Source organism: Thermomonas paludicola (assembly GCF_024498955.1).
GTDB classification, from domain to species: Bacteria; Pseudomonadota; Gammaproteobacteria; order Xanthomonadales; family Xanthomonadaceae; genus Thermomonas; species Thermomonas paludicola.
On record NZ_CP093311.1, the window covers coordinates 392324 to 417004 of the forward strand.

Genomic DNA, 24681 nt, shown 5'->3' on the forward strand with positions numbered 1-24681 from the left:
CCATGAAGCTGTCCGAACTTTCCATCAAGCGGCCGGTGCTGGCCGTGGTGATGAGCCTGCTGCTGATCGTGCTGGGGGTGATGTCGTTCCTGCGCCTGACCCTGCGCGAACTGCCGGCCATCGATCCGCCGATCGTCTCGGTGCAGGTGGACTATCCGGGTGCCTCGGCCGGAGTGGTGGAAACCCGCATCACCAAGCCGCTGGAAGACGCGCTGGCCGGCATCGAGGGCATCAACACCATCGATTCCAACAGCCAGAACGGCAGCTCGCGGATCAGCATCGAGTTCTACGCGTCGCGCGACATCGAGGCGGCCGCCAACGATGTGCGCAACGCGGTCAGCCGGGTCGCCGACCGCATGCCGGAAGAGGCCAACGCGCCCGAAATCAGCAAGGTGGAGGCGGATTCCGACGCCATCATCTGGTTCAACCTGCGGTCCACCACCATGGACCAGATGCAGATGTCGGACTACGCGCAGCGCTACCTGGTGGACCGTTTCTCCAGCCTGCAGGGCGTGGCGCGGGTGTTCCTGGGCGGCAGCCAGCGCTACGCGATGCGGGTCTGGCTGGACAGCGACAAACTGGCCGCACGCGGGCTGACCACGGCGGACGTGGAAAACGCGTTGCGTGCCGAAAACGTGGAGCTGGGCGCTGGCCGCATCGAGTCCACCAACCGCGATTTCATCCTGCGGGTGGCGCGCGACTACACCAGCCCCGAGCAGTTCGCGAAGATTCCGCTGGGCAAGGGCGCCGATGGCTACGTGGTGCGGCTGGGCGACGTGGCGCGAGTGGCGCTGGAGTCCGCCGAACGGCGCGCCTACTACCACAGCAACGGCGAGCCGGCGATGGGCATCGGCATCGTCAAGACCTCCACCGCCAACAGCCTGGAAGTGGCCGATGCGGCCAAGGCCGAGGCAAACCGCATTCGCCCCACCCTGCCCAAGGGCAGCGATATCTACGTGGCGTATGACAGCACCACCTTCATCTCGGCGGCGGTGGAGCGCGTGTATGAAACGCTGCTGGAAGCCATCGTGCTGGTGCTGCTGGTGATCTGGCTGTTCCTTGGCAGCGTGCGCGCGGCGTTGATTCCGGCGGTGACCGTGCCGGTGTGCGTGATCGCCTCGTTCATCGCGCTGTACGCGTTCGGATTTTCGATCAACCTGCTGACCTTGCTGGCGCTGGTGCTGTGCATTGGCCTGGTGGTGGATGACGCCATCGTGGTGGTGGAGAACATCCAGCGCCGGGTGGACCTGGGTGAGCCGGCGCTGGTGGCGGCGCAGCGTGGCACCAGGCAGGTGGCCTTCGCGGTGTTGGCGACCACGGCGGTGTTGATCGCGGTGTTCCTGCCGGTGGGCTTCCTGCAGGGCAATACCGGGCGCCTGTTCCGCGAGCTGTCGGTGGCGCTGGCGGCGGCCGTGGCGATTTCCGCCTTCGTCGCGCTGACGCTCACGCCGATGATGGCGTCCAAGCTGCTGCGCCCGCACACCGGGCCGCATGCGGTACACGGCAATCGGGTCAGCGAATGGATCAACGCGCGCTTCCAGCGCCTTGCCGGCGGTTACCGGCGGGTGCTGGACCGGCACATCCACCGCGTCTGGCTGTTCGGCGGATTGATGCTGGCGGCGGTGGTGGCATTGCTGCTGCTGTTCAAGCTGCTGCCCAGCGAGCTGGCGCCTTCCGAAGATCGCGGTGCGTTCTCGCTGTCGATGGAAGGGCCGGAAGGTGCGGGCTTCGATTACACCGTGACGCAGATGAAGAAGGTGGAAGCGATCCTGGCCACGGAAACCGGCCCCGACAAAGCCATCCTGCGCGCCAATCCGCGCGTGCCTGGCAGCTATGGCGCCAGTGAGGAGATGCACACCGGGCGCGCGATGATCTTCCTGCAGCCTTGGAACAAACGCGAGCAGAGCACGGTGGAAATCGCCGGTGAACTGGAGAAAAAGTTTTCCGGGTTGACTGGCGTGCGCGTGCGCACGCAGGCGGGCGGCGGCCTGGTGCGTACCCGCGGGCAGCCGTTCCAGCTGGTGCTGGGTGGGCCGGACTACAAGGAACTGTCGGCTTGGCGCGACCTCATGCTGGCAAAGATGGCCGACAACCCCGGATTCGTCGGGCCGGATTCGGACTACAAGGAAACCCGACCGCAGATGCGGGTGGTGATCGACCGCGCCCGTGCCGCCGACCTGGGCGTGTCGGCCACGTCGATCGGAACGGCGCTGGAAACCATGATGGGGGGCCGTCGCGTCACCACCTTCGTGGACAGCGGCGAAGAGTACGACGTGCAATTGCAGGCCGACCGCAAGGGCCGCGATTCGGTAGCGGCGCTGGATGCGCTGCAGGTGCGTGGGCGGGATGGTGCGCTGGTGCCGCTATCCAATCTGGTCACGCTGAAGGAGATCGCCGAAGCCGGCACGCTGAACCGCTTCAACCGGCTGCGTTCGATCACCCTGAGCGCGCGCCTCGCCCCCGGCTATCCGCTGGGTGAGGCAGTGAGCTGGGCGCAGCAGACCGCGCGTGCATCGCTGCCGGATTACGCGCAGATCAGCTGGAAGGGCGAATCACGCGAGCTGCAGCAGTCCGGCGGCGAGGTGCTGGTGACCTTCGCGCTGGCGCTGCTGATCGTGTACCTGGCGCTGGCCGCGCAGTTCGAGAGCTTCCTGCACCCGCTGGTCATCATGCTCACGGTGCCGCTGGGCGTGCTCGGCGCGCTGCTGGGCCTGTGGATCACCGGCGGCACCGTCAACCTGTTCTCGCAGATCGGCATCGTGATGCTGGTCGGGCTGGCGGCGAAGAACGGCATCCTGATCGTGGAGTTCGCCAACCAGCTGCGCGATGAAGGCCGCAGCATCCACCAGGCCATCGTGGAAGCGGCCGGCGTGCGCCTGCGCCCGATCCTGATGACCTCCATCGCCACCGTGATGGGCGCGGTGCCGCTGGTGGTGTTCGGCGGGCCGGGTTCGGCCAGCCGTGGCACCATCGGCATCGTGGTGATCTTCGGCGTGGCGTTTTCGACGCTGCTGTCCCTGTTCGTGGTGCCGGCGTTCTATGCGCTGCTGGCGAAATACACCTCTTCGCCGGACGAGTTGGCGCACCGGCTGGCGAAGCTTGAAGCGGAAACCCCGCAGGCGGGTGGTCATGCGTGATCGTGATGCAGGTTCACCGTGGAAGTCGCGCCCGGCGCGCGCTGCCATCCCGACCCCGCGTGCGCCGCGTGCGCCGCGTGCGGATGATGCGCAGGCCCCATCGGACAGCCCGGGCCATCCGCAGCGCGAGCGGCGCGACGCCGAGTTGCGCATTCATGGCTTGAACGCGGTGGGCGCGGTGTTCGCGCGGCGCCCGCAGGCCATCCGCAAGCTGTACCTGCTTGAGGCCCGCATTCCGCAGCTGCAGCCATTGCTGAAATGGTGCGTTTCCAATCGGGTGGGTTATCGGGTGGTGGACGATGGCGACCTGCAGAAGCTGGCGGCCAGCGCGCATCATGAAGGCGTGGTGGCGGAGGTGCTGCGCGAAGAACCGCAGGCATTGTCCAGTTGGCTGCGCGATTTGCCGGCCGGCCCGCAGTGCGCGCTGTGGCTGGACGGCGTGGGCAATCCACACAATTTTGGCGCGATCCTGCGCAGCGCGGCGCATTTTGGCGTGTCCGCCATCCTGCTGCCCAAGCATTCCACGCTGGCGCTGTCCGGCGCGGCGGCGCGGGTGGCGGAAGGTGGCGCGGAGGCGCTGCCAATGGTGCGCCTGGGGCGCGAGGACAACAGCATCGCCCAGCTGCATGCGGCGGGGTTCGCGCTTGCCGCCACGGTAGTACGCAACGGGGCTGACCTGTTCAAGACGGCGCTGCCGCAGCGGCTGGTCTATGTGCTGGGCGCCGAGGGCGAGGGCATGTCGCCGCAGCTCACCGCGGCCTGCGACCTGCGCTTGCTGATTCCCGGCAGCGGCGCGGTGGAAAGCCTCAACGTGGCCTCGGCCACGGCGGTGCTGCTGGCGCAGTGGGCGGGTAACCGCTGACGCGGAAACGCCGCCACCCCGGCTCGCCGGGATGGCGGCGCGCGTGTTCCGCTTATTTGCCGGCGCTGGGTGGCTTGGGCGCGCTGCCAAAATCGCCGTCGGCCTGCGCCGCCAGCCAGGTGAACACCGCATAGGCGGCGGTGTTCTGGGCCAGCGACTGCGGGTTGATCTTGTCCAGCGTGTCTTCGGCGTTGTGGTGCAGGTCGAAGTAGCGGGTGCCGTCGTGGCCCAGCCAGGCCCAGGCCATGCCGCGCTCGGTCAGCGGGCCGATGTCGGATTCCGGCTCGCCCTTGCCGGGCATCCAGCTGATGCCCAGCGGCGCCAACACCTGCTGGATTTGCGCCAGTGCGGCGGGCTGCAGATCGCGCGCGCTGGAATCGAAGCCGTAGATGTGATCCGCGCCGAAGTCGCTTTCCACCGCAATGATGTGTTTGCCCACGTCACCGGCATGTTTCTGCATGTAGGCGCGACCGCCCCACAAGCCCTGTTCTTCGTTGGCAAAGGCAACCACGCGAATGCTGCGCGCCGGCTTGAGCGGTTTGAGCAGGGCGCCGGTGGCCATGGTGATGGCAATCCCCGCGCCGTCGTCGATCGCGCCGGTGCCCAGGTCCCATGAATCCAGGTGTCCGCCGATCAGCACGATCTCTTGCGGGCGCTTGCTGCCGGTGATCTCGCCGATCACGTTTTGCGAGGTGTATTGACCATCCCAGCCGCAGTCCAGCGCCAACTGCACGCGGGTCGGGCCCAGCGCGGCCAGGCGTGCCAATTGCGCCGCATCGATGGTGGACAGCGCGGCCGCGGGGATCGGCTTCAGGCCTTCCTCGAAGCGGGTGCCGCCGGTATGCGCCGCACGCGAGGTGTCGGTTCCGGCCGACCGCATCAAAAAGCCGATGGCACCCTTGTGCACGGCCAGCGACGGGCCGGCCCAGCGAATGCCGCCGCCGTTGCGGTAGTCGCTGCCGTCGGCGCGTGCCTGCATGGGATAGTCCACGAAGGCGATCTTGCCGGCCAGCGAGCCGTCCGGCGCGGCCTGCAGCGCGGCGAGATCGGCGAAGCGAACCACTTCGCCTTCCACGGTGCCGGCGGGGCTGCCGCCCAGGGCCGTCACGCGCAGGGGCTGTGCGTGCGCGCCGAGGACGCGCGCGGCTTCGCTGCGGCGCTCCCATTTCGGGAAGGTGACCGGCTCGGTCCAGACCCTGTCATAGCCGAGGGCCTTGAACTTGGCGCGGGCCCATTCCACTGCACGCGCGTCGGCCTCGCTGCCGGCCATGCGCGGGCCGACTTCGGTGGTCAGCGATTCGAGCACCTGCCAGGCGGTGGGGTCGGCCAGCGCCTGCGTGCGCAGGGCGGCAGCGCGATCCAGCGATGGCTGGTCGATGCGGGTCGGTTGCGCAGCCTGCAGCGGTGCGGCGACCAGCAGGGCGAGGGCGACGGCAAGAGCGGTGGCGCGCATCGGCAGGCTCCAGAGACGGGAAAGCCGCGAGTCTATGGCTCGCGGCCCCCGCTGCGCCTGTGCCGGAAGTCGCTGCTTACTTCTTCAGCGAATCGCGAATCTCGCGCAGCAGCAGGATGTCTTCCGGCGTTGCGGCAGGTGCGACCTCCGGTGGCTTGTGCAGCTTGTTGATCATTTTGACCACCATGAAGATGGCAAACGCCACGATCGCGAACTGGATGATGGCGTTGATGAACTCGCCGTAGGCCAGCACCACCGCCGGGACTTCCTTGCCGGCGGCATCCACCGTGGCGGCCTTCAAGGTGATGGCGAGTTTCGAAAAATCCACGCCGCCGACCAGCAGACCGATGGGCGGCATGATCACCTTGTCCACCAGCGCGGAGACGATCTTGCCGAACGCGCCGCCGATCACCACGCCCACGGCGAGATCGATCACGTTGCCGCGCATCGCGAACTGCTTGAATTCACTCGTCATGCCCATCAGGGACTCCCGTTCAACCGAGACGGCAACCTTACACCGCGGCCGGCGCAATCTGGCCGCGCAATTCCAGCGCATCGCCCAGGCGCGCATGGAAGGTATCGCCGGGCAACAGCGCCGCCACGCCGGCAGGTGTTCCCATGAAGACCAGGTCGCCTGCGCGCAGCGCGTACAGCTTGGACAGCTCGTGCAGGATCTCCGGCACGTTCCAGATCAGTTGGTCGAGCGTCGATGACTGACGGCGTGCGCCGTTGACCTCCAGCGAAATCGGCAGGTGATCGAGCGGGCCGATCCGTGCCGCCGGCAGCAGCGTGCTGATCGGGGCGGAACAGTCGAACCCCTTGCCGGTGTCCCAGGGCAGGCCCTTGGCCTTGGCCGCGGCCTGCAGATCGCGACGCGTCAAGTCCAGGCCCACGCCGTAGCCGAAGACCAGCGTATCGGCCGCGTCCACCGGCAGCACGCCGGCCGGCGCATCGCGGCCCAGCGCCACCACCAGCTCCACCTCGTGATGCAGATCGGCGGTGCCGGGCGGATATGGCACCACGCCATCGATCACCACGGCATCGGCGGGTTTCATGAAGAACACCGGGCTGCCGCGCTCAGCCAGCGAGGCCGGCACCGCGGCGCCCATTTCACGCGCGTGGTCGGCGAAGTTGCGGCCCACGCAGTAGATGCGCCGGACCGGGAAATCGCCAAGCGCCAGGCCGTTGCGGTCACGCACGGGAATGCGCGGCGCGGAGGTGGCGGGAATCAGGTCCATTCAGTGCGCCATTGGCAGTTGCGCCTTGCCGACCACGCGGAAGTCGCCGTTGATATCGCGATTGCGCGCAACCACTGGCGTGTTGCGCCGCGCCCACAGTCGCCACAGCAGGCCACCGGCCAGCATGGCCGCGCCGACGAACACGCCGACGAACAGCAAGGCCAGCAGCAGGCCGATGCCGACCACGCCCAGCGCGAGACGCAGCAGCGGGTGGCGCGGGCGGCGCGGGCGGCGCGGGGCACTGAACAGGGCGGAGCGGAAGCGGTACAGGCGGGAATACTGGGAACGCGACATCGTGGTATGAATCCTGTGGCGCGGGGGCCGTGACACAATGGGTCGAAGTATCGGCAGATCGTCCGGGGCAGATGTGAGCAGTTCGTTAAATGGCGAGGGAGCGGTGCTTGCGACGCTGGACGCGCTGCCGCCGGACAGCCTGCATGCGCTGGACGCCTGCGTGGATGGCGAGCCCGAGTCATTGATCCTGTACCGGGATGCCGCAGGCGGGGTGCGTGCCTGGTTCAACGTCTGCCCGCACGCCGGGCGGCGGCTGGACTGGGCGCCTGGCAAGTTTCTGCGCGACAAGCAGGGGCGCCTGATCTGCGCGGCGCATGGCGCCACTTTCGATTTGGCCGGCGGCGGCTGCGTCGCCGGGCCGTGTCGCGGCGACTGCCTGCGCGAAGTCGCGGTGGACGTGCGCGATGCCGCGGTGTACGTGGCCGGGCCGCGTTAGCCCTGGCCCAGGGCCCGGGCCGGGCATCGCCTCAGTAGAGCAGGTTGATCATGGTCACGATGATCGTGGTGTAGATCAGCGTGAGCGGCCCGCCCGAGCGCCACATGTCGCGCACGCCATAGCCGGCCGGGCCGGTGATCATCGACACCGACGGGTTGGATGCGGTGATGAAGTTGTTGGACGCCGACAGCGCCACGATCAATGCGAACGCGGTGGGGTTGCCGCCCACCGCCAGCGCCAGGTTGATTGCCAGCGGCACCATCACGATGGTCGCGCCCACGTGGCTGATGACCATCGAAAATGCAGTGGTGAACAGGGCCAATGCCAGTTCGATGAGCCACGGCGGCATCCCCTGCGGCAGGCGGTCGATGCTGTGCCCGGCCACCCAGGCCGCCGCGCCGCTGGAATCCATCGCCCAGCCCAGCGGGATCAGGCAGGCCATCAGGAACACGGTTTTCCAGTTGATCGCCGCGTAGGCCTCGTCCATCTTCAGCACGCCGGTCACCAGCATGCCGGCCACGCCGGTCATCAGCGCGATGGAGGTGGGGATGCGCGAGGACAGTGCCAGCAGCATGCTGATCGCGAAAATGGCCATCGCGATCTTGAACTTGTGCGGGCGCTGTTCGCCCTTCGGATAGTCGGTGACGACCACGAAATCCCGGCTCTTCGCCGCATCCGCCAGGTCGGTCCAGATGCTGTGCAGCACCAGCATGTCGCCGGCGCGGATGGCGATGTTGCGCACGTCCTCGCGCAACACCTGCGCGTCGCGGTTGATCGCCAGCAGGCTGAGCCCGAACTGTTTGCGCAGGCGCAGCTGCGCCTGTGGCTTGCCGATGAAAGAGGAGTTGGGCGGTACCACGGCTTCGGAAATGCCTGCGCGGCTGGGGTTGAACAGGTCCGCGAACGCGCGCAGGCGCAGGCCGTCGCGCAGGAAGTTTTTCTGCGCGAAATCGGCGATCTCCTGGCGTTCGCCCATCACGCCCAGCACGCTGCCCACCCAGATGCGGGTGTCCCCCGGCGGCGCCAGCCGTGATTCGTTGCCGGTTTGCAGCGCCAGCAGCAGCGGCGCGCCGACCTGCGACTCGGCATCGCCAACGCTCATGCCGACCAGCGGGCTGTCGGCGGTGACGGTGAGTTCGTGGATGTCGCCGTCGATGCCGTAGGCGCGGGCGAAATAACTCTGGGTGCGCGCCGGGGTGACGGCGTCGTCGCCGCCTTCGCGCAGCACGCGTTTGCCGAAGAAGTGGAAATACGCCAGCGAGGCGGCCAGCAACACCAGCCCGATCGGCAGCGGGGCGAACATCTTCAGCGGCTGCAGCGAAGCCGCGCCGGAGGGCATGTTGGCGTTCGCCGAGACCAGCAGGTCGTTGAGCAGGATCAGCGGCGAGTTGCCGACCATGGTCAGGCTGCCGCCCATGATGATCGCCGCCGACATCGGCATCAGCAGCCGCGACAGGCTGATCCCGGTGCGTGCGGTGAGGCGCGAAGCAACCGGCAGATACAGGGCGGTCGCCGAGGTGTTCTGGATGATCGCCGAGTTCAGGCCGGCCACGGCCGATGCAAACAGCAGCAGCCGCTGTTCCACCCCGTGCGCGCGCCGCAGCAGCCAGCTGGCGAGACGATTGAGCGCACCGGTGCGGTCCAGCCCCGCGCCAAGGATCATGGTGGCGATGACGTTCATCACCGCGTCGGAAGAAAAGCCGCCGAACAGATCTTCCGGGGCCACCAGCCCGGTCAGCCCCAGTGCGACCAGCACCACCAGCGACACCACGTCGGCGCGGATGCGCTCGAACAGGAACATCACCATGGTGAACGCCACCAGGCCCAACACCAGCTGCATGTCGTTGGTGAGGGTGAGGGTGGTGTCCATCAGTGGGCTGCGGGACTCGGCAAGCGGGGTTCTGGGTGGGGGGCGGAACGTCGATGACGCCTGCCCTTATAGCGAATTACCGACCATGCTATCCCGTCCTGTCGTACAGCAGATCCCAAACGCCGTGGCCAAGAGCCTGCCCACGCGTTTCGAAATGCGTCTGGGGCCGCCAGGCAGGGCGCGGCACGGAGCCGCGTGGGCCGGCAACATTGGCGAGGCCGGCGGTCGCATCCAGCACCTCCCACATCTGCTCGGCATAGTCCTGCCAATCGGTCGCCAAATGCAGGCGCCCGCCATGGGCCAGTTTGCGTGCCAGCAGCGCCGCGAAGTCGGGATTCACCAGGCGTCGCTTGTGGTGCCGCTTCTTGTGCCAGGGATCGGGGAAGTAAATGCGGATTTCGTCCAGCGCGGCATCGGCGATCTCATGCGCCAGCACTTCCACCGCGTCGTGATGGTAGAGCCGCACATTGCGTGCCTCGTCGTGCGCCAGCGCGTTCAGCAGGCGGCCCACGCCGGGCGCATGCACCTCGATGCCGATATGGTCGCGGGCCGGATCGAGCTGCGCCGAAAAGCGCAGCGCCTCGCCATTGCCGAAGCCGATTTCCAGGATGCGCCTGGCTTGGCGGCCGAAGCTGGCGTCAAAATCGCGCGGCAGCCCGCGGTAGTCCAGGCCAAAACGCGGCCACACCTCGTCGAACGCGCGCTGCTGGGCGTCGGTGAAGCGGCCCTGGCGCAGCACGAAGCTGCGCACCTTGCGCACGCCGTCGGTCACGGTGAAGGGTTTGGGCGGCGTTTTTGCGCCGGCGCTGCTGAAGGGGTCGGTCAAACGGGTGGCCTCGCGCAGTGGGCGGTGCTCGGGGAAGGGCCGCCGGTGCAATCAGGGGAGTCGTCGGACGCGTATTGTCGCCGGAAGTGGGTGTCGTGATGCAGCGCAGCGTGAGAGCGTTATGATTTCATGAAACGATGCGCGCCATTCGCAGGCGTATGTCGAAATGGACCGACCCTGCGAGCGCCGGGTCTGCTGGAACCACCCCCCTAATCTCATGCTGAGGATGCCCATGAAAACCCTGCTCCGCCGGACTGTTCTGGCTGCCGCACTGGCCGTTGCCGCAATGCCCGCGTTCGCGCAGTCGTCGCCGGACTCGCCGTTCACCAAAACCGTGTTCTTCGGCGACAGCCTGACCGATGGCGGCTTTTTCCGCCCGCTGCTGCCGCCGTCGGCGCAGGCAGTGACGGGCCAGTTCACCACCAACCCCGGCTATGTGTGGTCGCAATACATGGCCGACTACTTCCATAGCAACGCCGACGTGGCGTGGACGGCCACCGGCGCAACGCCGACGCCGGCCGCCGGCAACAACTGGGCGGTGGGCGGTGCGCGCGTCAGCATCGACACCGTCGGCGGGCTGGGCTACACGCCGTCGCTGGTCAGCCAGTACCACGCGTATCTGGCCGCCGGCAACACGGTGGATCCCGGCGCGCTGTACACGGTGCTGGGTGGTGCCAATGACATCTTTGCCGCCACCACCGCCTACCAGAACGCCTACATCGGCGTGCTGATGGGCGCCGGCACGCCCACCCAGGCCGCCGCTGCCGGCGATGCCGCCGCGAACGCGATCATTGGCCCGGCGGTTGCCGGTCAGGTGGGGTTGATCAGCGCGATGACCCAGGCGGGCGCGCGTTACATTCTGGTGCCCACCATCCCGGACATCGGGCTGACCCCGTCGGCGGCCGCAGGCGGCGCCCCGGGCAAGGCGCTGGGCACGGCACTGTCGTCGGGCTACAACAACGCGCTGTATGCCGGTTTGGCAACGGCCGGCCTGCACGTGATTCCGGTGGATACCTACCACTTCCTGCAGGAAGTGGTGGCCAATCCCACCGCGTTCGGGCTGTCCAACGTCACCGGCCAGGCTTGCCTGACCCAGCCGCCTCCGGCCGGCGACTCCTCGCTGTTCTGCAACCCGCTGTCCACGGTGCCGGGCGGCGCGGATTCGTATCTGTTCGCCGATGGCGTGCATCCCACCTCGGGTGCGCACAAGGCGCTGGCCGACCTGTCGATTGCGATGATCGAGGGCCCGCGCCAGATCGCGGTGCTGCCGCATTCGGCGGCAATGGTCGGGCGTTCGCGCGCGGTCATGGTGGACAGCGTCGTCTCCAGCATGGCGATGAAAGAAGGCGACGGCATGCAGTGGTGGGCCGACCTGCGCGGCGACCAGCAGCGCTTCAACAACTCGATCGGTTTTGACGGCATGGGCGGCACCGGTTCGTTCGGAATCGGCTGGCGCAGCGGCAACCTGATGTACGGCGCGTTCGCCGGTTACGGGCGGCAGGACATCGATTTCGGGTTTGATCGCGGTGATTTCCGGCAGACCGATGCCAGTATCGGCGGCTTCATCGGCTGGACCAGCGATGGCCTGTGGGCAAACGGCCAGCTGAGCTGGACCAAGCTGGCCTACAAGGTGGACCGTCAGGTCACCCTCGGCCAGGCCACCCGCGTCCACAGTGGCTCGCCGGACGGCGACAACCTCAGCGCTGGCGCCAGCGCCGGGTGGGCGTTCAAGCATGGCAACTGGCAGCACGGTCCGGTGCTGTCGTTCCTGTGGCAGGACATCAGCGTCGATGGCTATGCCGAGAACAGCACGCAGTCCAGCGCGCTGGCCTATCCCAAGCAGGATCTCAAGTCGTTGATCGGCAGCGCCGGCTGGCAGGCCAGCTACACCATCAACGAGCACCTGAAGCCCTATGCCCAGCTGACCTGGGACCGCGAGTTCAAGGATGCGCCGGCGCAGGCATGGGCGCAGTCGCAGTCGATGCCGGGCACCTTGCCCTACGCGGTGCCGGGTCTGGCGTTCGATGACACCTACGGCACCCTGTCGTTCGGCGTGCGCAGCCAGCTGTTCGGGCTCGACGTGACTACCGGCAGCAACGTCACCGTGGGCCAGAAGGGCGGCAGCAACGCCAGCTTCTTCGTGACCGTGGGCGGCGCGTTCTGACGCAGGCCGCAACGGGGGGCTGCGTGCACCCGTTGCGGCAGGTTCCATCGGCGGCATAAACTGGTCGCCGCTGCGGGTGTAGTTCAATGGTAGAACTGCAGCTTCCCAAGCTGCTAGCGTGGGTTCGATTCCCATCACCCGCTCCAGATTGAAATCGCAGAAAGGCGGCATCCGGTCGGGTGCCGCCTTTTCTGTTGGATCCCTTCAGCAGCCTTTGGTCACGGGTACCAGATGAAGCTCGCCATCCTGTCTCGCAACAGCAAGCTGTACTCAACGCGCCGGCTGGTCGAGGCCGCCCGTGAACGCGGGCACAGCGTGCGTGTGCTGGATCCCCTGCGTTGCTACATGCGGATCAGCAGCGATGGGTTCGACATGCGCTACAAGGGCAAGCCCATCGCCGACTATGCCGCCGTGGTGCCGCGCATCGGTGCCTCGATCACCCGCTATGGCTGCGCGGTGCTGCGCCAGTTCGAGTTGATGGGGACCGCCACCCCCAACAGCGCCGCCGCGATCGCGCGCGCGCGCGACAAGCTGCGCTGCCACCAGGTGCTGGCTGCCGAGGGCATCGGCCTGCCAGTGACGGTGTTTGGCGACAACCCTGACGATACCGGCGACCTGCTGGCGCTGCTGGGGCCGCCGCCGCACGTGATCAAGCTCAACGAAGGCACCCAGGGCGCCGGCGTGATGCTGACCGAAAAACCGTCGGCGTCGCGGGCGACCATCGAGACCTTGCGTGGGCTCTACGCCACGTTCCTGGTGCAGGAGTTCATCGCCGAAGCCAAGGGCGCCGACCTGCGCTGCTTCGTGGTGGGTGACCAGGTGGTGGCGGCGATGCGACGGCAGGCGCCGAAAGGCGATTTCCGTTCCAACCTGCACCGGGGCGGGATCGCCAGGCCAGTGCGCCCAACCCGCGCGGAAGCCGCCACGGCGGTGCGCGCGGCGCAGATCCTCGGGCTGGGCGTGGCCGGCGTGGATCTCATCCGCAGCGCACGCGGCCCGCTGGTGCTGGAAGTCAATTCGTCACCGGGGCTGGAAGGCATCGAAGCGGCGACCGACATCGACGTGGCCGGTGCGGTGATTGCGCATGTGGCGATGCAAAGTGCGTTGAAGCAACGCAAGCGCAACGATGATTTGACGGATTCTTAATTGCCGGGCGTTCAAGATCCGTGCATGCCCCGCTGTACTTCCCCCACAGCCGGGCATGCAGGGCGCAAGTGACTTTCGGCCCGGGCGACCCTCCGCCCGGGCCTTCGTTTGTCTGCGCGTCGTGCAATCGCGCCAGGCTCCGGGCAAGCCGGCTGTGCAAGAATCACGGAACCGGTGGCGGGCGGGCCGGTCATAGCAAGTCGAAGTCGCCCAACTGGAAACAACGCATGCGCATCCTGGTCATCGAAGACAACGCCGACATCGCCGCCAACCTGGGCGACTATCTGGAGGAATGCGGGCACACCGTGGACTTCGCGGCCGATGGCATCACCGGGTTGCATCTGGCGGTGGTGCACGAGTTCGATGCGATCGTGCTGGACCTCAACCTGCCCGGCATGGACGGGTTGGAGGTGTGCCGCAAGCTGCGCGTGGAGGCACGCAAGCAGACGCCGGTGTTGATCCTGACCGCGCGTGATTCGCTGGACAACAAGCTGGCAGGCTTTGATTCCGGCGCGGACGACTACCTGATCAAGCCGTTCGCGCTGCAGGAAGTGAACGTGCGCCTGAATGCGCTGGCCCGGCGCGGCCGTGGCCTGCCGGCGCGGGTACTGAACGTGGGCGAGCTGGAGTTCAACCTGGATACGCTGGAAGTGCATCGCGAGGGTCGCTCCATCCAGCTCAACCCGACCGCGCTGAAGATCTTGCAGGCGCTGATGGAGGCGTCGCCGGCGGTGGTGACCCGGCAGGAACTGGAAAGCCGGGTCTGGGGCGAGGAGTTGCCCGATTCCGATTCCCTGCGCGTGCATATCCACGGCCTGCGCGCGTTGCTGGACAAGCCTTTCGAAACGGCCATGATCCAGACCCGGCATGGCATCGGCTATCGCATCGCCGTTCCGGACGTCAATGGCTGAGCCGCCCGTGCAGCGTCCTGCGCGGCCCGGCAGGCGTCGGCTGCGCACCCGCATCATCGTGTCGTTCGCCCTGCTGGGGTTCGGCCTGACCGCGCTGTTCGCGCTGGCCATGGTGCAACTGCGCAACCGGCTGGAGAACCAGCTGATCGAAAAAACGCTGCAGCGCGAAGTTGCAAGCCTGGTGCAGCAGGTCGAGGTGAGCCCGGACCGGCAGCCGTATTTCCTGATGTTCGATGCGCGTACCTTCAGCGATGCCAATGCCTACAAGATCAATCCGCTTTATCGGGACTTGAAGCAGGGCGTGCACGAAATCCGCGAGACCGATGCGAACGGCGTGATGCAGGTTTACAAGGTGGCGGTGCGCCGGGGGCTGAGCCAGAACGGCAAGCCGTTCACCAGCCTGGTGCGTTACAACGTCACCGATGCCGCGGCCACGTCCGATCTGCTGGCGCGCTGGCTGCTGGGCGCCGTGCTTGCGTTCAGCGTGTTCGCCCTGCTGCTGGGCTGGTGGTCGGCGTCCAAGGTGATGGCGCCGGTGTCCGATCTTGCGCAGCGCCTGCGGCGTTCCGGCAACAGCTCCGATCCCGAGGCGCTGGCGCCGAACTTCGCCGAGGATGAAGTGGGCGAACTGGCCAAGGCGCTGGACGACTACGCCGGCCGGCTGACCGATGTCGTGCAGCGGGATCGCGAGTTCAACGCCGACGTCAGCCACGAGTTGCGCACGCCGCTGGCGGTGATCCGCGGCGCGGTGGAGCTCCTGTTGACGCGCCCCGACATCGATGACCGCACCCGCACCCGGCTGTCGCGCATCCAGCGCGCCGAGCAGCAGTGCACCGACCTGATCGGCGCGCTGCTGCTGCTGTCGCGAAACGAGCGCGCAGTCGGCCAATGCGACGTGACCAAGGTCGCGCAGCAGCAGCTGGACAGCCATCGCGCGCAGCTTGGTGGCAAGCCCGTGGAGCTGCGCCTGGAGGGTGCCGGCAGCGTGCTGCTGGATGTGCCGGAGTCGGCGATGGCGGTGGCGTTGGGCAATCTCATCGGCAACGCGGTGAAGTACACGCCCGCCGGCGAGGTGGTGGTGCGCGTGCATGCCGACGCGGTGGAGGTGATCGATTCCGGCCCGGGCCTCAGCGCCGAAGATGCCGCCAAGCTGTTCACCCGTGGCTACCGCGGCACCCATGCCGGGCATTCGCAGGGCGGCGGGATTGGCCTGTCGATCGTGCGCCGCTTGTGTGCCCTGTATGGCTGGGACGTGCAGGTGCGGCCGGGCGAGGCGAAGGGCGTGGTGGCCACGCTGCGTTTCACGCACTAGCCGACAGCAGGCTGCAGGCGCGTCCATTTCGCCATGATGCGATAATGGCCGCGCCGTTTTTCCCAAGGATTCCTGCATGAACGCTGCCGCATCGCTGGCCTACCGGGTCGCCCTTTCCGATCACCCCCGCAGCGCCGACCAGCGGGCGGCGATCCTTGCCGGTGAACTCGGCTTCGGCAAGCATTTCACCGACCACATGGTCGCCATCCAGTGGGACAAGGCGACCGGCTGGCACGATGCGCAGGTCTGCGCCTACGGCCCGCTGGCGCTGGATCCGGCTGCGGCGGTGCTGCATTACGGGCAGGAAATCTTCGAAGGCATCAAGGCCTATCGGCATGCCGACGGCTCGATCTGGACCTTCCGTCCCGATGCCAACGGTGCGCGCCTGCAGCGCTCCGCCGCGCGGCTTGCGCTGCCGCAGCTGCCAGTGGCCGAGTTCACCGAATCGCTGCGCCAGCTGGTCGCGGTCGACCACGCCTGGGTGCCGTCTGCCCCGGAAAGCAGCCTGTATTTCCGCCCCTTCATGATCGCCACCGAGGCCTTCCTTGGCGTGCGCCCTGCACAAGGGGCAGCGTATTACGTCATCGCCAGCCCGGCTGGCGCCTACTTCGCCAAGGGCGTGGCTCCGGTGTCGATCTGGTTGTCGGAGGATTTCGCGCGTGCGGCCAAGGGCGGCACCGGCGCTGCCAAGTGTGGCGGCAATTACGCGGCGTCGTTGCTGCCGCAGCAGGACGCCTATGCGCAGGGTTGCTCGCAGGTGTTGTTTCTCGATCCGGTCGAAGGCAAGTACATCGAGGAACTGGGCGGCATGAACGTGTTCCTGGTCTGCCGGGACGGCCGCATCGTTACCCCGGCGCTGTCCGGCAGCATCCTGGAGGGCATCACCCGCGCCAGCATCCTGCAGCTGGCGCGTGACCGCGGCATGACGGTCGAAGAGCGCAAGGTGTCCATCGACGAGTGGAAAAGCGGCGTGGCATCGGGCGAGATCACCGAGGTGTTCGCCTGTGGTACCGCCGCGGTGGTCACCCCGATCGGCGCGTTGAAGGGCAAGGACTTCGCCGTTGGCGACATCAACGCACCGGCCGGCGAGGTCACCATGGCGCTCCGCCGGGAATTGACCGATATCCAGTACGGTCGCATGCCCGACCGCCACGGCTGGATGGTGAAGCTGGCCTAGCCGCTGCGGGACTGCCGGCAACGCAGGGTTCTGCCGGGGTGCGCCTCATAGATGCACCCACAAACAGCCCATCCTTCGGCGTATCCCGAAGTTGATGTGCGCGGGCGTATGGCCGTTGGCGTCCACTTGTTCCAGGCGCAGGCCAATCAGCTGCCCGCCGGCGTTGGGAGCGTCGGCGGAGGCGCCGGCCTGGGTGGTTTGCACGCCTACCGTGGCGCGCGCGGCAGCCGCCTGCAGTCGATCCATGATGCGGTTGGCAGTGCTGCTGCCCATGCCGGCCCAGTCATACAGCGCGGCGATGCGATTGGCATCGCCGGAGCCGGCGGCGCTTTCCAGTGCATATGCCAGATCCTGCACGCTGCGGGCACAGGTCATCCGCCGGCCGGCGGTGGACCCGGTGGAGGCTGCAGGTGGCGCATGGAATTCGCTGGCGCCGAGGTCTTCGCATTTGCGATCGGTGTAAAGACGGCTGCCATCCGCGGCCGTGCATTGCCGCACCTGCGCCAGTGCAACGCGGGGCGGCAGCAGCGCAAGCGCAAACGCAATCAGCAGCAGGGCAGGCAGGCGTGGCATGCGCGAAGCGTACACGCATGCCCGCCGGCGCCGGTTCACAGCCGTTGCAGGATGGCCTGTGCCGGCTTCGCCAGATTCAAGGTGTAGAAATGCAGCGCGGGTGCGCCGCCCGCAATCAATCGCCGGCAGAGCCCGGCAACGACGTCGGCGGCGAATTCGCGCACCGCGTCCACATCGTCGCCGTGCGCGCGCATGCGCTGGCCGATCCAGCGCGGGATCTCCGCGCCGCAGGCATCGGAAAAGCGGCGCAACTGGCTGAAGTTGGAAATCGGCATCACGCCGGGCACGATGGGGATGTCGATGCCCAGTGCGCGCGCGTCTTCGACGAAGCGGAAGTAGGCGTCCGCATTGTAGAAATACTGGGTGATCGCACTGCTGGCGCCGGCATCCACCTTGGCCTTGAAGTGGCGCAGGTCGGCATGCGCATCATCCGCCTGCGGATGCGTTTCCGGGTAGGCGCCGACTTCGATGTGGAAATGATCGCCGTGCTGGTCGCGGATCAGCGCCACCAGTTCGCTGGCGTAGCGCAGGTCGCCGCTGCGCGCCATGCCCGAGGGCAGGTCGCCGCGCAGCGCGACGATGCGGTCGCAGCCCAGGGCGCGGTATTGCGTGAGCAGCGTGCGGATTTCCTCGCGACTGCCGCCCACGCAGGTCAGGTGCGGCACGCCGGCCACGCCGTGTTCGCGGCGCAGCCACTGCACGGTTTCCGGCGTGTGGCTGAGGGTGGAGCCGCCAGCGCCGAAGGTCACCGACATGAACTGCGGCGCGTAGGTCTTGAACTTGCGCACCGTGCGGTCCAGCTGGGCACGCTGCTCGTCGGTCTTGGGCGGGTAGAACTCGAAGCTGATTGGAAGCATCGCGGCTGGCCGTTGGACGGGTGCTGCCGAGTATATATCGCTATCTCGCGATAAAGCGATATATGTCTGTCTGGACTGGCGAGCACGGCCGGATGCCCGTGCAGATGACGCGCATCAAGGCGTCAGCCCCGGCGGTCGCCGACACTGGTGCCATCGTCCAGCGTGGAGAATTGCATGGTTCAGGACAGTGGTCTTTCGGGGCAGATCGTGCGGGTCGGCAATGGCCATGACGGGCGGTTGGCGCGCGAGTTCGCGCATCCGGCAAGCGCGGTCTGGGCCATGCTCACCGAGCCGGCATTGATGGCGCAGTGGCTGGCGGCTGGCCATGTGGAACAGCGCCAGGGCGGCGCGGTGCGGATCGATTTCGCCGACAGCGGCATCGTCATCGACAGCGTCGTGACCGCGTTCGAGCCGGGCCGCGTGCTGGAGTATTCGTGGAGCAGTGGCCAGCAGCCGCAACGGCCGCTGCGCTGGGAGTTGCGCGCGGGTGACGGCACCACGACGCTGCTGCTTGGCGTGCATGTTCCGCAGGGCGAAGATCCCGCCAAGGCCTGCGCCGGCTTCGAAGGGCATCTGGAAATGCTGGCGGCGGCGCTTGAAGGCGTGTCGATCAAGTTCCCGTTCGATCTGTACGTGCAGGCACGCAAGGCCTACGGCGAACAAGTCGCGGCACTGGGCTGATTCCGGAATTCGTGGCGTGCATGATGACGGGCACCTCGCGGTGCCCGTCGTCGCGTGTACGGTGCTGCAAACGCTCAGTAGCGGTAGTGTTCCGGCTTGTACGGCCCGTCCACCGGCACGCCCAGATAGCCCGCCTGTTCCGGCGTCAGCGTGGTCAGCTTCACGCCGATCTTGTCCAGGTGCAGGCGCGCCACTTCCTCGTCCAGCTTCTTCGGCAGGATATAGACCTTGGCTGCGTAGTGGTCCTTGTTGGCCCACAGGTCGATCTGCGCCAGCGTCTGGTTGGAGAAGCTGTTGCTCATCACGAAGCTGGGGTGGCCGGTGGCGCAGCCCAAATTCACCAGGCGGCCTTCGGCCAGCAGGAAGATGCTGTTGCCGGCGCTCCCATCAGGGGCCGGGAAGGTGTACTTGTCGACCTGTGGCTTGATGTTGGTGCGCACCGCGGCGCTGCCGTTGAGCGCGTCGATCTGGATCTCGTTGTCGAAGTGGCCGATGTTGCAGACGATAGCCTGGTCCTTCATCGCCTGCATGTGCTCCAGGCGGATGATGTCCTTGTTGCCGGTGGTGGTGACATAGATGTCGGCCCGGCCCAGCGTGCTCTCGACGGTATTGACCTCGAAGCCCTCCATCGCCGCCTGCAGCGCGCAGATCGGGTCGATTTCGGTCACCACCACGCGCGCGCCATACGCGCGCAGCGAATGCGCGCTGCCCTTGCCGACGTCGCCGTAGCCGCAGACCACCGCCACCTTGCCGGCCAGCATCACGTCCATTGCACGCTTGAGGCCGTCGGCCAGCGATTCGCGGCAGCCGTACAGGTTGTCGAACTTGCTCTTGGTGACCGAGTCGTTGACGTTGATCGCGGGTACCAGCAGCTTCTTCGCCTCGGCCAGTTGGTACAGGCGGTGCACGCCGGTGGTGGTCTCCTCGGAGACGCCCTTCCAGCCGGCCACGACCTGCGTCCAGTAGCCGGGGCGCTCCCTCGCCACGCGCTTGAGCAGGTTCTTGATGACCTGCTCCTCGTGGCTGCCGGAGGCCGAATTCACCCAGCTGTCGTCGCCCTGCTCCAGCTCGTAACCCTTGTGGATCAGCAGGGTGACGTCGCCGCCGTCATCCACCACCAGCTGCGGGCCGAGAAAGCCGCCCTTGCCATCGGGGAAGCTCAGGGCCTCCAGCGTGCAGTCCCAGTAGTCCTCCAGCGATTCGCCCTTCCACGCGAACACCGGCGTGCCGGTGGCGGCAATCGCGGCGGCGGCGTGGTCCTGGGTGCTGAAGATGTTGCAGGATGCCCAGCGCACGTCGGCGCCGATGTCCTTCAGCGTCTCGATCAACACCGCGGTCTGGATGGTCATGTGCAGCGAGCCGGTCACCCGCACGCCCTTGAGCGGTGCCAGCGGCGCGTATTTGCGGCGGATCGACATCAGCCCGGGCATCTCGTGCTCGGCGATGTCGAGTTCCTTGCGGCCCCAGTCGGCCAGGGTGATGTCGGCGACCTTGTAATCGCCTTCGGTCGAAAAAGTCTTGGCGGTGGCGTTCATGCGGATGCTCCGTGAGTGCGGTGGAATGCGGTCACGGGCGCCGTTGATCGTTGCCGAGCCTGGTCGCGGCGTTTGCAGCCCACGATCGCAGCGCCCCTCGGCGAATGCATAGTGTACGTCGCGCAGCGGTCTCCGGATGCGCTCAGCCATCGAGTTCCGCCCAGCGGGCATACGCCTTGTCCAGCCTGGCCTGCACGTCGGCCAGCGCCGCCGTGGCGCGCTGCCGGGCGGCGGTCTCCTGGGTGTAGAAGGCCGGATCCTGCATGCCTGCGGTGCGCGTGGCGACGTCTGCTTCCAGCGTTTCGATCAGTCCGGGCAGCTGCTCCAGTTCGCGCGCGTCCTTGAAACCAAGCTTGCGCCTGGCCGGCACCGGGGGGCTAACCGGGGGCTTGGCTGTGCTGCCGGATGCCTGTGCGGATGTGGAACCGGAAGCGGGGCGCTGGCGCAGCCAGTCGCTGTAGCCGCCCACGTAGTCGCCCAGCCGGCCGTCGCCTTCCAGCGCCAGCGTGCTGGTGACGACGTTGTCGAGGAAGTCGCGGTCGTGGCTCACCAGCAGCAGCGTGCCTTTGTAGTCCAGCAGCAATTCTTCCAGCAACTCGAGTGTTTCCACGTCGAGGTCGTTGGTGGGTTCGTCCATCACCAGCAGGTTGCTGGGCTGCGCAAACAGCCGCGCCAGCAGCAGGCGATTGCGTTCGCCACCCGACAGGCGGGTGATCGGTGCGCGTGCGCGCTCGGGCGAGAACAGGAAGTCCTGCAGGTAGCCGATGATGTGCTTGCGGCTGCCGTTGATTTCCACGAAATCGCTGCCGCCGGCCACGTTTTCCAGCGCATTGCGGGTTTCGTCCAGTTGGCTGCGATGCTGGTCGAAATAGGCGATCTGCAGGTTGGTGCCCACCTCCACAGTGCCGGAATCGGGGATCAGTTCCCCCAGCAGGAGTTTCAGCAGGGTGGATTTTCCAGAGCCGTTGGGCCCGATGATGCCGACCCGGTCACCGCGCAGGATCGTGGTGGCGGTGTCGCGCAGGATGAGCTTGTCGCCGAACCTCTGCGACACGCCGTTCATCTCGAAGACCTTGCGCCCCGATGTCTGCGCGGCGGCGGTTTCCATTTTCACCTTGCCGGTCAGCTCGCGGCGCTCGGCGCGCTCCATGCGCAGCGCCTTCAGTGCGCGCACGCGGCCCTCGTTGCGGGTTCGGCGGGCCTTGATGCCCTGCCGGATCCACACTTCTTCCTGCGCCAGCAGCTTGTCGAAGCGGCTGTTCTCCATCGCCTCGGCGTGCAGGCGCTCTTCGCGGCGACGCAGGTAGTTGTCGTAATCCCCCGGCCAGCTGGTGACCTGGCCACGGTCGATTTCGACGATGCGGGTGGCCAGTGCGCGCAGGAAGCTGCGGTCGTGGGTCACGAAGACCAGACTGCCGGCAAAGGATTTGAGGAAGCCTTCCAGCCAGCCGATGGCTTCGATGTCCAGATGGTTTGTTGGTTCGTCCAGCAGCAGGATGTCGGGCGCACGCACCAGTGCCTGCGCGAGCAACACGCGGCGCTTCATGCCACCGGACAACGCGGCGAAATCGGTGTCTTCCGGCAACTCCAGGCGCTCCAGCACCTGCTGCACCTGACGATCCATGTCCCAGCCGTTGCGCGCCTCGATGCCCGTTTGCGCGTTGGCCATCGCATCCATGTCGCCTTCGTGCAGGGCGTGGTGATACTGCGCCAGCAGCAGGCCAAGATCGCCCAGGCCCTGCGCCACGACGTCGAACACGCTGCCGTCGGTGTCTTGCGGCACTTCCTGCGCCATTCGCGCGACGACTGTGCCGGACTGGATGCGGATTTCGCCGTCGTCCGGTTTCAACTCCCCGGCCATCAGCCGCATCAGCGTGGATTTGCCGGCACCGTTGCGGCCGACGATGCAGACGCGTTCGCCGGGATCGATGGACAGCGCCACGTCATCAAGCAGCAGCGGGCCGCCGACGCTGAAGTCGACGTTCTGGAATTGGAGGAGGGGCATGCGGCCATTCTACGTCGAGTGCCAGACATTACCGTTGCGGGGGCGGGATCAGCTGCCTTCATTGGGCGCTTGCCGAAATGGCAACTGGCGTCCAGTCTCATGATCTGGGACGATGAGCGGACATGATGTCCGCTTTCCGACCCGGAGAACTTTGTCGCCATGGAAGACCCCATTTCCTACCTGCTGGCGCTGCGCCGGCACCATTCCCAGACCGAAATCGCCCGCGCGCTGCAGACCACCGCGCGCACCGTCCGGCGCTGGGAAACCCGCGAAACCGACCCGCCCCCCTATCTGCTGGATGCGCTCCGCCAGCGTCTGCTGCTGCCGCAGGAGCAACAGCGGTCAACCTCCGGCAATGCCGCATTCCGCTTCATCGACCTGTTCGCCGGCATCGGCGGGCTGCGCACGGCGTTTCAGGCGCAGGGCGGCCAATGCGTGTTCACCAGCGAATACGACAGCTACGCGCAGAAAACCTATCTGGCCAATTTCCCCGACGCCATCGAGCACATGGCCGGCGACATCACCAAGGTGAAGGCGAAGGGCATCCCCGATCACGACGTCCTGCTGGCCGGTTTTCCCTGCCAGCCTTTCAGCATTGCCGGCGTGTCCAAGAAGAACGCGCTGGGGCGTGCGCACGGTTTCGCTGATGAAACCCAAGGCACGCTGTTCTTCGACGTGCAGCGGATCATCGCGGAGAAGCGGCCGGCCGCGTTCCTGCTTGAGAACGTGAAGAATCTGGTCAGCCACGACAAGGGCAACACCTTCCGGGTGATTCGCGGTGTGCTGGAACAGGAGCTGGGCTATCACATCCATTGCAAGGTGCTGGACGGCGGCCACTGGGTGCCGCAGCACCGCGAACGCATCCTGATCGTCGGCTTCCGCGCACCGACCGATTTCGATTGGCAGGATGTGCGCATTCCCGCGCAGCGCCGGGTACTGGGCGACATCCTGCATCCGCAGAACGGCAGCGAGGCGCCGGAAAGCCATTACACCATCGGCCCGAAGGCGCAGGTGGACGCGCGCTACACGCTCACGCCGAAGCTGTGGGCCTATCTGCAGGCGTATGCCGCCAAGCACAAGGCCGCCGGCAACGGCTTCGGCTACGGGCTGGTGACGGCACAGAGCGTGACGCGCACGCTGTCGGCGCGCTACTACAAGGATGGTTCGGAAATTCTCCTGTCGCAGGGCGTGCGAAAGCGACCGCGCAGACTGACCCCGCGCGAATGCGCACGCTTGATGGGATTCGCGGATGATTTCGTGATTCCGGTGAGCGATACGCGGGCGTATCAACTCATTGCGAAGTCACCGGTTGTGCCGATGGTATCGAGTGTCGCAAAGTGCATGGTCGAACGACTGCCGAAGAAGCCGAGCATGCCCGTATTCGATTTGCGCGATGGTGCTTTCCCCAGCCAGGGCAACTGGACGGAAGAGCAAACCAAGCTCGCGTTTCATTTCTATTGTCAAACGCCGTTCGGGCAACTGCATGGCCGTAATCCGAAAGTCATTGCGTTGGCTAAGCTCATCGGCCGCACACCCAGTGCGTTGGCGATGAAGTGTTGCAACATCGCAAGCATTGATCCTGCGATGCAGGCACGCGGTGTTGTTGGCTTGGGAAACGCATCGTCGCTGGATCGCCACATATGGACAGAATTTCATGCCGATTGGGATCGGCTTGCCATCGAATGTGAAGCGCTGTTAGGGGCGCTGCGTGCGCGGCATGCGCAACCTGCCGCTGATCAAGAATTGGTCGATGCGGTGGAGGACGCCGCGCAGGATTTCTCTGGTGAAACACGCAAAGCGATAGTGGAGTTGCGCGTTAAGCAACATTTCTTTCGACGCGCGGTATTGAGTGGTTATCGCAATCGCTGTTGCATCACCGGCATTTCCGATTCGCGGCTTTTAGTCGCCAGCCATATCGTGCCGTGGCGCGACGACGCGTCAATCCGGCTACATCCCGGGAATGGTTTGTGCTTGTCGGCCTTGCACGATAAGGCGTTTGATCACTATTTGTTCTCGCTGACCGACGATTATCGCATCGTACTGTCGCCTGCATTGGAAAAAAGCAAGGATGAGTGCTTGCGCGAGATATTTCATACCATCGCGGGCCGCCAGATCGAACTGCCGGAACGCTTCGTTCCCGAAACAAATTTTGTCCAACGTCATCGTGAGCGAATGATGGCGGCCCCTTAATTCAGAACAATCAA

The 24681-nt window shown here is 66.5% G+C and carries 20 protein-coding genes, 1 tRNA gene and 1 riboswitch; of the genes, 11 read left to right on the top strand and 10 right to left on the bottom strand.

From position 1 onward, the window contains the following. Window positions 1–2 precede the first annotated feature (2 nt). Window positions 3–3137: an efflux RND transporter permease subunit gene (locus LIW09_RS01785; RefSeq protein ID WP_256646274.1), complete on the top strand. Its 3135-nt coding sequence runs from the start codon at window positions 3–5 to the stop codon at window positions 3135–3137. Next, window positions 3130–3999, top strand: a complete 870-nt coding sequence (locus tag LIW09_RS01790; protein WP_256646275.1) for a TrmH family RNA methyltransferase — start codon at window positions 3130–3132, stop codon at window positions 3997–3999. The genes LIW09_RS01785 and LIW09_RS01790 overlap by 8 nt, the downstream gene beginning before the upstream one ends. 52 nt (window positions 4000–4051) lie before the next feature. On the opposite strand, the gene LIW09_RS01795 is transcribed toward LIW09_RS01790, so the two are convergent. From LIW09_RS01795 to LIW09_RS01810, 4 genes are all read right to left on the bottom strand, one after another. Next, complete coding sequence (locus LIW09_RS01795; RefSeq protein WP_256646276.1) at window positions 4052–5452, bottom strand: M28 family peptidase; 1401 nt, start codon at window positions 5450–5452, stop codon at window positions 4052–4054. Between the two features lie 76 nt (window positions 5453–5528). Next, window positions 5529–5933, bottom strand: a complete 405-nt coding sequence (gene mscL / locus LIW09_RS01800) for a large-conductance mechanosensitive channel protein MscL (protein ID WP_256646277.1) — start codon at window positions 5931–5933, stop codon at window positions 5529–5531. 31 nt (window positions 5934–5964) lie between these two features. Continuing rightward, window positions 5965–6690, bottom strand: a complete 726-nt coding sequence (locus LIW09_RS01805) for a fumarylacetoacetate hydrolase family protein (RefSeq protein ID WP_256646278.1) — start codon at window positions 6688–6690, stop codon at window positions 5965–5967. Beyond that, window positions 6691–6984 (bottom strand): hypothetical protein, encoded by a 294-nt coding sequence (locus tag LIW09_RS01810; protein WP_256646279.1) that lies wholly within the window; start codon window positions 6982–6984, stop codon window positions 6691–6693. 73 nt (window positions 6985–7057) lie between these two features. On the opposite strand from LIW09_RS01810, the gene LIW09_RS01815 reads away from it, so the two are divergent. Further along, complete coding sequence (locus LIW09_RS01815) at window positions 7058–7420, top strand: Rieske (2Fe-2S) protein (protein ID WP_425507903.1); 363 nt, start codon at window positions 7058–7060, stop codon at window positions 7418–7420. 31 nt (window positions 7421–7451) lie between these two features. Here LIW09_RS01815 and LIW09_RS01820 read toward each other — a convergent pair whose 3' ends face one another. Together LIW09_RS01820 and trmB are read right to left on the bottom strand one after the other, a co-directional pair. Continuing rightward, entirely contained in the window at window positions 7452–9290 is a 1839-nt protein-coding gene (locus LIW09_RS01820; protein ID WP_256646280.1) for an SLC13 family permease, read from the bottom strand. 88 nt (window positions 9291–9378) lie between these two features. After that, window positions 9379–10116, bottom strand: a complete 738-nt coding sequence (gene trmB / locus LIW09_RS01825) for a tRNA (guanosine(46)-N7)-methyltransferase TrmB (protein WP_256646281.1) — start codon at window positions 10114–10116, stop codon at window positions 9379–9381. Window positions 10117–10348: 232 nt separating this feature from the next. Between trmB and LIW09_RS01830 the strand changes: the two genes are divergently transcribed. The 6 genes from LIW09_RS01830 (at window position 10349) to LIW09_RS01855 (ending at window position 16826) form a co-directional block, all read left to right on the top strand. Beyond that, on the top strand, window positions 10349–12280 hold the full coding sequence (locus LIW09_RS01830; protein WP_256646282.1) for an autotransporter outer membrane beta-barrel domain-containing protein: 1932 nt from the start codon (window positions 10349–10351) through the stop codon (window positions 12278–12280). 72 nt (window positions 12281–12352) lie between these two features. Next, window positions 12353–12426, top strand: a tRNA-Gly gene (locus LIW09_RS01835). 85 nt (window positions 12427–12511) lie between these two features. After that, entirely contained in the window at window positions 12512–13426 is a 915-nt protein-coding gene (gene rimK / locus LIW09_RS01840; RefSeq protein WP_256646283.1) for a 30S ribosomal protein S6--L-glutamate ligase, read from the top strand. Between the two features lie 227 nt (window positions 13427–13653). Continuing rightward, window positions 13654–14337 (top strand): response regulator transcription factor, encoded by a 684-nt coding sequence (locus LIW09_RS01845; protein WP_256646284.1) that lies wholly within the window; start codon window positions 13654–13656, stop codon window positions 14335–14337. Further along, window positions 14330–15649, top strand: a complete 1320-nt coding sequence (locus tag LIW09_RS01850; RefSeq protein ID WP_425507904.1) for a sensor histidine kinase — start codon at window positions 14330–14332, stop codon at window positions 15647–15649. The genes LIW09_RS01845 and LIW09_RS01850 overlap by 8 nt, the downstream gene beginning before the upstream one ends. A gap of 76 nt (window positions 15650–15725) precedes the next feature. After that, window positions 15726–16826, top strand: a complete 1101-nt coding sequence (locus LIW09_RS01855; protein WP_256646286.1) for a branched-chain amino acid aminotransferase — start codon at window positions 15726–15728, stop codon at window positions 16824–16826. 45 nt (window positions 16827–16871) lie between these two features. Here the strand turns inward: LIW09_RS01855 and LIW09_RS01860 are convergent, their stop codons facing one another. Then, window positions 16872–17399: a hypothetical protein gene (locus LIW09_RS01860; RefSeq protein WP_256646287.1), complete on the bottom strand. Its 528-nt coding sequence runs from the start codon at window positions 17397–17399 to the stop codon at window positions 16872–16874. Window positions 17400–17434: 35 nt separating this feature from the next. Further along, window positions 17435–18256, bottom strand: coding sequence for a methylenetetrahydrofolate reductase [NAD(P)H] (gene metF / locus LIW09_RS01865; RefSeq protein ID WP_256646288.1), 822 nt, complete (start codon window positions 18254–18256; stop codon window positions 17435–17437). 174 nt (window positions 18257–18430) lie between these two features. Here metF and LIW09_RS01870 point away from each other — a divergent pair, with 174 nt between their 5' ends. Further along, the gene (locus LIW09_RS01870) at window positions 18431–18937 is read left to right on the top strand and encodes an SRPBCC family protein (protein ID WP_256646289.1); all 507 of its coding nucleotides are present in this window, start codon (window positions 18431–18433) and stop codon (window positions 18935–18937) included. 74 nt (window positions 18938–19011) lie between these two features. On the opposite strand, the gene ahcY is transcribed toward LIW09_RS01870, so the two are convergent. Both ahcY and LIW09_RS01880 read right to left on the bottom strand, forming a co-directional pair. Beyond that, the gene (ahcY, locus tag LIW09_RS01875; protein ID WP_256646290.1) at window positions 19012–20472 is read right to left on the bottom strand and encodes an adenosylhomocysteinase; all 1461 of its coding nucleotides are present in this window, start codon (window positions 20470–20472) and stop codon (window positions 19012–19014) included. Window positions 20473–20500: 28 nt separating this feature from the next. Continuing rightward, a riboswitch (S-adenosyl-L-homocysteine riboswitch) is annotated at window positions 20501–20577 on the bottom strand. Window positions 20578–20614: 37 nt separating this feature from the next. Continuing rightward, a complete protein-coding gene (locus tag LIW09_RS01880; RefSeq protein ID WP_256646291.1) occupies window positions 20615–22477 on the bottom strand; it encodes an ATP-binding cassette domain-containing protein in 1863 nt (620 codons plus the stop codon). Window positions 22478–22636: 159 nt separating this feature from the next. Between LIW09_RS01880 and dcm the strand changes: the two genes are divergently transcribed. Beyond that, window positions 22637–24667, top strand: a complete 2031-nt coding sequence (dcm, locus tag LIW09_RS12660) for a DNA (cytosine-5-)-methyltransferase (RefSeq protein WP_275114554.1) — start codon at window positions 22637–22639, stop codon at window positions 24665–24667. The last annotated feature ends 14 nt before the right edge of the window (window positions 24668–24681 follow it).

What these genes read in the sequence shown, in the direction of transcription:
- LIW09_RS01785 (WP_256646274.1), top strand. Translation starts at nt 3, where the DNA reads ATGAAGCTGTCCGAACTTTCCATCAAGCGGCCGGTGCTGGCCGTGGTG.
- LIW09_RS01790 (WP_256646275.1), top strand. Translation starts at nt 3,130, where the DNA reads ATGCGTGATCGTGATGCAGGTTCACCGTGGAAGTCGCGCCCGGCGCGC.
- LIW09_RS01795 (WP_256646276.1), bottom strand. Translation starts at nt 5,452, where the DNA reads ATGCGCGCCACCGCTCTTGCCGTCGCCCTCGCCCTGCTGGTCGCCGCA.
- mscL (WP_256646277.1), bottom strand. Translation starts at nt 5,933, where the DNA reads ATGGGCATGACGAGTGAATTCAAGCAGTTCGCGATGCGCGGCAACGTG.
- LIW09_RS01805 (WP_256646278.1), bottom strand. Translation starts at nt 6,690, where the DNA reads ATGGACCTGATTCCCGCCACCTCCGCGCCGCGCATTCCCGTGCGTGAC.
- LIW09_RS01810 (WP_256646279.1), bottom strand. Translation starts at nt 6,984, where the DNA reads ATGTCGCGTTCCCAGTATTCCCGCCTGTACCGCTTCCGCTCCGCCCTG.
- LIW09_RS01820 (WP_256646280.1), bottom strand. Translation starts at nt 9,290, where the DNA reads ATGGACACCACCCTCACCCTCACCAACGACATGCAGCTGGTGTTGGGC.
- LIW09_RS01830 (WP_256646282.1), top strand. Translation starts at nt 10,349, where the DNA reads ATGAAAACCCTGCTCCGCCGGACTGTTCTGGCTGCCGCACTGGCCGTT.
- rimK (WP_256646283.1), top strand. Translation starts at nt 12,512, where the DNA reads ATGAAGCTCGCCATCCTGTCTCGCAACAGCAAGCTGTACTCAACGCGC.
- LIW09_RS01845 (WP_256646284.1), top strand. Translation starts at nt 13,654, where the DNA reads ATGCGCATCCTGGTCATCGAAGACAACGCCGACATCGCCGCCAACCTG.
- LIW09_RS01850 (WP_425507904.1), top strand. Translation starts at nt 14,330, where the DNA reads ATGGCTGAGCCGCCCGTGCAGCGTCCTGCGCGGCCCGGCAGGCGTCGG.
- LIW09_RS01855 (WP_256646286.1), top strand. Translation starts at nt 15,726, where the DNA reads ATGAACGCTGCCGCATCGCTGGCCTACCGGGTCGCCCTTTCCGATCAC.
- LIW09_RS01860 (WP_256646287.1), bottom strand. Translation starts at nt 17,399, where the DNA reads ATGCCACGCCTGCCTGCCCTGCTGCTGATTGCGTTTGCGCTTGCGCTG.
- metF (WP_256646288.1), bottom strand. Translation starts at nt 18,256, where the DNA reads ATGCTTCCAATCAGCTTCGAGTTCTACCCGCCCAAGACCGACGAGCAG.
- LIW09_RS01870 (WP_256646289.1), top strand. Translation starts at nt 18,431, where the DNA reads ATGGTTCAGGACAGTGGTCTTTCGGGGCAGATCGTGCGGGTCGGCAAT.
- ahcY (WP_256646290.1), bottom strand. Translation starts at nt 20,472, where the DNA reads ATGAACGCCACCGCCAAGACTTTTTCGACCGAAGGCGATTACAAGGTC.
- LIW09_RS01880 (WP_256646291.1), bottom strand. Translation starts at nt 22,477, where the DNA reads ATGCCCCTCCTCCAATTCCAGAACGTCGACTTCAGCGTCGGCGGCCCG.
- dcm (WP_275114554.1), top strand. Translation starts at nt 22,637, where the DNA reads ATGGAAGACCCCATTTCCTACCTGCTGGCGCTGCGCCGGCACCATTCC.